Source organism: Rhodoferax sp., assembly GCF_028689305.1.
GTDB lineage: Bacteria > Pseudomonadota > Gammaproteobacteria > Burkholderiales > Burkholderiaceae_C > Rhodoferax.
This window is the reverse complement of the sequence record NZ_JAQTWM010000137.1, coordinates 1-5951: the sequence shown is the minus strand read 5'-3', so window position 1 is coordinate 5951 and position 5951 is coordinate 1. Positions and strand designations below refer to the sequence as shown.

Here is a 5951-nt window from a genome sequence, read left to right as displayed (position 1 = left end):
GGCGCTAAAGCTTTTGCAGATTGGTGCATGGATTTGCCCATGAATACTGCAACCATTACCCGCGAAGCGTTGTCCAAACGCATTCCTGCTGAGGAAGTGCGACGGCAAGCAAATGCTTTGCTCAAGTTCCGGATCGTTATCGCGTCGAGTGCAAAACCCCAGACGCAAAAAAGCCGTCCTAAGACGGCTTTTTGCTTTTGCTGACAGCGCACCCGTTACAAACGGCGAGTTTTTGATCCCTCAAAAACTCGTGCGGTTTGCCTGAAAATCAGGCGGCGAGGGCCAGGGCTTTCACCTTGGCAGACAGGCGGCTCTTGTCACGAGCAGCCTTGTTTTTGTGGAAGATGCCCTTGTCAGCCACGGTGTCCACCACGGCTTGCATCTTGGCAAACAATTCTGTGGCCTTGGCTTTGTCGCCGCCCAGAACTGCTTTTTCCACGTTTTTCACCGCAGTGCGGTATTGCGAGCGCAACGAGGTGTTGGCTGCGTTGATCTTGATGTCCTGACGGACGCGTTTACGGCCCGACGCCAGGCGCGGGTTCTTTTTCTTGGGTTTTCCAGATGCCATTTTGAAGGTTCCTTGAGTCTGTGGATGTTGTCAGCAAAGCACGCGATTCTATCAGCTCTGCGTGGCTTTGGCAGCCGCTGGCGCCACACAGCTACACTTTGCCGCGTGAGCCTCTTCAAATCTGCCTCGATCGTTTCTCTGCTGACCCTGCTGTCGCGCATCACCGGACTGGTGCGTGAGCTGCTGGTGGCCTCCACGTTTGGCGCTTCGGCCATGACCGACGCGTTCAATGTGGCGTTCCGCATTCCCAACCTGTTTCGGCGGTTTTTTGGTGAAGGCGCCTTCAGTCAGGCCTTTGTGCCGGTGCTGGCGGCCAGCAAGGCCCAGCAGGGTGATGCGGCCACCCGGGTGCTGATTGACCGGGTGGCCACGGTGCTGGCCTGGGCCTTGCTGTTGCTGAGTGTGATGGGGGTGCTGGGTGCGGCTGCCCTGGTGTGGGTCATGGCCAGTGGCCTGAAGCAGGAGCCGCGCGGTTTTGAGGTGGCGGTGGTGATGACGCGCTGGATGTTTCCCTACATTGCCTTCATGTCCCTGGTGGCGCTGGGCGCGGGTGTGCTCAATACCTGGAAACGGTTTGCCGTGCCCGCTGCCACCCCGGTGCTGTTGAATCTGTGCATGATCGTGGCCGCCTGGCTGGGGGCGCCATGGTTCAAAACCCTGGGGCTGGAGCCGATTTATGCCCTGGCTGGGGGGGTGCTGCTGGGCGGTGTCATGCAACTGGGGGTGCAGTGGCTGGCACTTAAACGCCTGAATTTGCAGCCGCGTGTGAGCTGGCGCTGGTCGGCCTTGCGCACGGCCTGGCGTGATGCCGGCACCCAAAACATCCTGCGCCTGATGGGCCCGGCCCTGCTGGGGGTGAGCGTGGCGCATATCTCGATGCTGATCAACACCCAGATTGCCTCACATTTGCGCCCTGGCAGCGTCAGCTGGATCACCTATGCCGACCGGCTGATGGAATTCCCCACCGCGCTGCTGGGCGTCGCGATGGGGGTGGTGCTGATGCCGCAACTGGCCAGCGCGCGTGCCAGCGGTGATGCCGCCAAATACTCCGCCATGCTTGACTGGGGGCTGCGGCTGGTGGCGGTGTTGGCCATGCCGTGTGCGGTGGCTTTGCTGGTGTTTCCGACACCGCTGGTGGCGGTGCTGTACCACTATGGCGCCATGACCGCCTTTGACGTGCAACAGGTCACCTATGCCCTGATGGGCTGGGGCGTGGGCCTGATCGGGATTGTGGCGATCAAGGTGCTGGCGCCGGGTTATTACGCCAGCCAGGACACCAAAACGCCGGTGCGGGTGGCCATTGGCGTGCTGGTCTTGACCCAGCTGCTCAATCTGGCGCTGGTGCCGGTGTTGGCCCATGCCGCGCTGACCCTGTCCATCGGTATCGGTGCCATGGTCAACGCCCTGTGGCTGCTGGTCGGGCTGATTCGGCGCGGCAGCTACCGGCCGGAACCGGGCTGGGGCCGCTTTCTGGCGCAGGTGCTGGCTGGTTGCGCTTTGCTGGCGGTTTTCCTGATGTGGGCCAACGGCCACTTTGGCTGGACCGCCTTGCGCGCCGAGAGTTTCAAGAGAATAGGGCTGCTGGCCCTGGTGTTGATGGCCTCGGCTGCTATTTATTTTGCTGCCATTTCGTTGGCTGGTCTGAAATTGCGTCAACTCGTGCGGCGGTAGACAATGGCGGCCATGAACCTGTCACTCAACGTCCCGACGCCGCTGGAGTACTTTGCCTCGCTGGTGCACAGCGACGCCGACTTCGCCTTGCTGGAAGCGGCGGTGAGTCTGGCGCAGGACGAGTACCCGGAACTCAGTGTCCAGCAGGTGCTCAGTGAGGTGGACCAGCTGTTGGCGCGACTGTTGCGGCGTTTGCCTGAAGATGCCGGGCCGCTGCAAAAACTGCGCACACTCAACCAGTTTGTTTACCGTGACCTCAACTTCGCCGGTAACTTCAACAACTATTCCGACCCCGACAACAGTTATGTGCATGTGGTGTTGCGCACCCGGCTGGCGATTCCGATCTCGCTGGCGGTGATCTGGCTGGAGCTGGCCCAGGGCATTGGCCTGAAGGCCCGCGGGGTGTCGTTCCCGGGGCATTTCCTGGTCAAGGTCAACCTCAGTGAAGGCCAGGTGGTGATCGACCCGCTGACCGGCCAATCCCTCAGCCGCGAGGAACTGGCCGAACGGCTGGAGCCCTACCGTGGTCTGGCCGGACTGGTTGACGAGCAGGAACTGCCGCTGGGCCTGTACCTGCAGGCGGCGCTGCCGCGCGACATCATTGCCCGCATGCTGCACAACCTCAAGGAAATCCACAGTGCCCAGGAAGACTGGCAGCGCCTGATTGCGGTGCAGGACCGGTTGATCGTGCTGCTGCCGCAGGCTTGGGCTGAGTACCGTGACCGGGGTCTGGCCCATGCCGAGGCCGGCCGGCCCGGCCACGCGCTGGAAGACCTGGAAACCTATCTGGCCAATGTGGGGGCCGCCAGCGACCGCCCGGCCATCGCTGCCCGCGCCGCTGAATTGCGCCAGGCCATGCACTGAGGTTTTATATGAAAAATCAGGCTCCAGCCCGGGTGGAATAAGCCTGATCAGCTATCAATACAATAGCTATTGAGGTTTGGACGGCAAGCCACCGGAGGCAAACTGATGCCAGGCCCGGCGCAATTGGGTGTCGGAGCTGAAACCGGCCAGCGCGGCTGCCTGGTTCACCTTGCTGCCTGATTGCAGCGCGGTTTGTGCCAGCGCCAGCCGGATGCGGCGCAGATAGGCCAGCGGCGCAATGCCGGCATGTTCCATGAAGATCCGGGTCAGATGGCGTGGCGAGGTGCAGGCCAGTTCGGCCATGCGCGCCAGATTCCACGGCGCGGCGGGCTGGCTGGCAATGGCATCCTGCACCCGGTGCAGGGCGGGATGCAGGTGGTTGCGGTAACTCAGGAACGGTGACAGTTCCGGGTCCTGCGGACCCCGGCGCATGGCCACCACCATGGTCTGCGCCACCTGGGCCGCGATGGCTTCGCCACAGGTGCTGGCAATGCGGTGCAACATCAGGTCGATGCCGGTGGTTACGCCGGCACTGCTGTACACCGGCGCATCTTCCACAAACACCCGGTTCGCCACCACCTGACAGTGCGGCTCGGCCGCTTGCAGCTCGGCCAGATGCTGGTGGTGGGTGGTGACATGGCGGCGTGCCAGCAGCCCGGCGTGGGCGGCCAGCACCGAACCCGCGCACACCGTCACCAGCTCCAGTTGCTGTGGCACCAGCCGCAAGCCACGCAGCCAGTGCAGCAAGGCGCGAGCCGCGTCGGTGTCCGTCGGCATGGTCTGGCCGGGCTGGCCGACCAGCACCACCCACAGCGGGCGTGGGTCGGTGGCGCCGCGTTGGTTGGGCGGCGTGGGCAGTGGGGACAGGCCGGTGAGTTGCAGACCAATCGAACTCATGGTTTGTGGATCTGGCCCGACAAATTCGAGAGCAAAGCGCTCCGGCTGGCTCTTGCCGCGCAGGACCTGGTTGGCGATGCGCAGCGCTTCGGCTGGCCCCGCCCAGTCCAGCGCCAAACTGTGGGGCAGCAGCACAAAGGCGACCCGGATCAAGGCTTGGTGGTCCATGCAAAGTCCATTTGGCGGGCCGTGCGCGCGGCCAGTTCGGTGCCAGCCAGCCGCGCGACCAAGTGCAGGCTCATGTCGATGCCTGCGCTGATGCCCGCAGATGTGACCAGCGCCCCCTGATCCACCCAGCGCACATGCTCCTGCACGCTGAGCGCGGGAAACTGCGCCCGCAGGTCGGCCACATCCTCCCAGTGCGTGGTCACGGGGCCGGTGGTCACTACACCCGCTGCCGCCAGCAGGAAGGCGCCAGTGCAGACCGATGCGGTGATCTGGGCGCCCGCCGCAGCCCGGGCGATCCAGGCCAGGGTGTGGGGGCAGGCCATGGCGGCGTCAACCACACCGCCCGGCACGATGAGCACATTGGGCGCGATGGCGCTTGCAAAGTCGGCCTCGGGCAGCACACGCAGGCCAGCGCGGGCGCGCACCGGCGTCATCTCGCGGGCCACGCACTGCACAGTGAACAGGTCCTGCGCCGGCGCGGGCTGCCGCCGCCGGTGCATGCGGCTGGCAGTGGTGAAGACCTCGTAGGGGCCGGCCAAGTCGAGTGCCTCCACGTCGTTGAACACCAGGATGGCCACCTGGAAGGGGGATGAGGTAGTGCTCATGCCGCCGCCGCCCGCTCCAAGGCCTGCTGCACGCTGCAAAGCGCAGCAAAACGGCCCTGCAGAACGGTGGCGGTGCGGGCCTTGATGTCCGCGGCGCTCAGGGTGCTGCCATCGAGCTGCTGCATGTCCCAGGTCAGGGTGGCGTCCAGGCAGTAGTCCACCTGCCAGCCCAGATCGGAGGCGTGGCGGGTGGTGGTTTCGCAACATTGTTCGGTGCGGATGCCGCTGATGATCAATTTCTGGATGCCATGCTGGGTCAGCCACACGTCCAGCCCGGTGCCCACCAGCGCGCTGTGGCGGCTCTTGTAAAACGTGGCGGTGGGTTCAAAGTCGCGCAGTTCGGCCAACGGCCGTACCCAACCGGATTCCCGTGAAAACGGGTTGTCGACGGTTGCAGGGCCATCGACGTGGAAAACACGCACGATCGGAATGCCTTGCGTCAGGCAACCGTCAATCAGTGCGTTTTGTGCCGCCACATAGGCGGGCAGGTCGGTGGCGGTGAAATATGGCCGCTGGCGGAACGACTCTTGCGCATCAATCAAAACAAGACATGTATTCATCAATCAATCTCCGGTGGCAAAAACCTGATCATGCCTAACTTATCAGGACATGGCTACATTGAATCTGGACCATCTTCGATCGAATCAGGACATTTTGTGGCGGCTTTGTCAGGCCAGGGCAGGTGTGCCACCGAAAACAGGCCAGCCAAAATCGCCGGTGCCAGCTAAGATGCCCCACCATCAAAAGCATAGGAGTGGGCCATGAAAAAACGCGACTTTCTTGCCGCTGGCGCCCTGGGGAGCGCCTGGTTGCCCGGTCAGCTGCTGGCGCAGCAGACCCCCAAAAGCCTGAAATCACCGGCGCTGCTGACCGTGTCTGGCGTGATTGGCAAGGGTAACCGTGGTGCGCTGGACCCCGGGCTTGACCAGATGATGGCCAAACAGAAATTTGCGTTCACCAAGGCGTTTGTTTTTGACTTTGCCGCGCTGGTCGCGCTGCCCAGAGTCGACCTCAAACCGACGGTCGAGTACGACAACAAACCTCACACCCTCACTGGCCCCTTGCTGATGGATGTGGTGCGTGCCGCCGGGGCCGCGACAGAGGGCACCCGTTTGTTGATGCGTGCGGTGGACGGCTACAACGTGATGCTGAGCATGGCGGACGCCAAAAAATACCGC

At 63.2% G+C, this 5951-nt stretch carries 8 protein-coding genes; 4 read left to right on the top strand and 4 right to left on the bottom strand.

Annotation, left to right across the window (positions count from 1 at the left end):
- Positions 1 to 204, top strand: a 204-nt coding sequence (locus tag PHW99_RS17720) for a hypothetical protein (protein ID WP_300180790.1), incomplete at its 5' end; no start/stop codon positions are given.
- Between the two features lie 64 nt (positions 205 to 268).
- Here the strand turns inward: PHW99_RS17720 and rpsT are convergent.
- A complete protein-coding gene (rpsT, locus tag PHW99_RS17715) occupies positions 269 to 568 on the bottom strand; it encodes a 30S ribosomal protein S20 (RefSeq protein WP_300180787.1) in 300 nt (99 codons plus the stop codon).
- A 105-nt stretch (positions 569 to 673) separates the two neighbouring features.
- On the opposite strand from rpsT, the gene murJ reads away from it, so the two are divergent.
- Together murJ and PHW99_RS17705 are read left to right on the top strand one after the other, a co-directional pair.
- The gene (murJ, locus tag PHW99_RS17710) at positions 674 to 2239 is read left to right on the top strand and encodes a murein biosynthesis integral membrane protein MurJ (RefSeq protein ID WP_300180784.1); all 1566 of its coding nucleotides are present in this window, start codon (positions 674 to 676) and stop codon (positions 2237 to 2239) included.
- Positions 2240 to 2251: 12 nt separating this feature from the next.
- Positions 2252 to 3103: a tetratricopeptide repeat protein gene (locus PHW99_RS17705; RefSeq protein ID WP_300180781.1), complete on the top strand. Its 852-nt coding sequence runs from the start codon at positions 2252 to 2254 to the stop codon at positions 3101 to 3103.
- A gap of 66 nt (positions 3104 to 3169) precedes the next feature.
- Here PHW99_RS17705 and PHW99_RS17700 read toward each other — a convergent pair whose 3' ends face one another.
- From PHW99_RS17700 to PHW99_RS17690, 3 genes are read right to left on the bottom strand one after another with little or no spacing between them, the layout of a single operon-like run.
- Positions 3170 to 4168, bottom strand: coding sequence for a helix-turn-helix domain-containing protein (locus PHW99_RS17700; protein ID WP_300180778.1), 999 nt, complete (start codon positions 4166 to 4168; stop codon positions 3170 to 3172).
- Positions 4150 to 4773 (bottom strand): DJ-1/PfpI family protein, encoded by a 624-nt coding sequence (locus PHW99_RS17695; protein WP_300180775.1) that lies wholly within the window; start codon positions 4771 to 4773, stop codon positions 4150 to 4152. The genes PHW99_RS17700 and PHW99_RS17695 overlap by 19 nt, the downstream gene beginning before the upstream one ends.
- Positions 4770 to 5333, bottom strand: coding sequence for an isochorismatase family protein (locus PHW99_RS17690; protein ID WP_300180772.1), 564 nt, complete (start codon positions 5331 to 5333; stop codon positions 4770 to 4772). Before PHW99_RS17690 ends, PHW99_RS17695 begins: the two co-directional genes overlap by 4 nt.
- 201 nt (positions 5334 to 5534) lie before the next feature.
- Between PHW99_RS17690 and PHW99_RS17685 the strand changes: the two genes are divergently transcribed.
- Positions 5535 to 5951 (top strand): molybdopterin-dependent oxidoreductase (locus PHW99_RS17685; protein ID WP_300180770.1); only part of this gene is annotated, 417 nt, incomplete at its 3' end.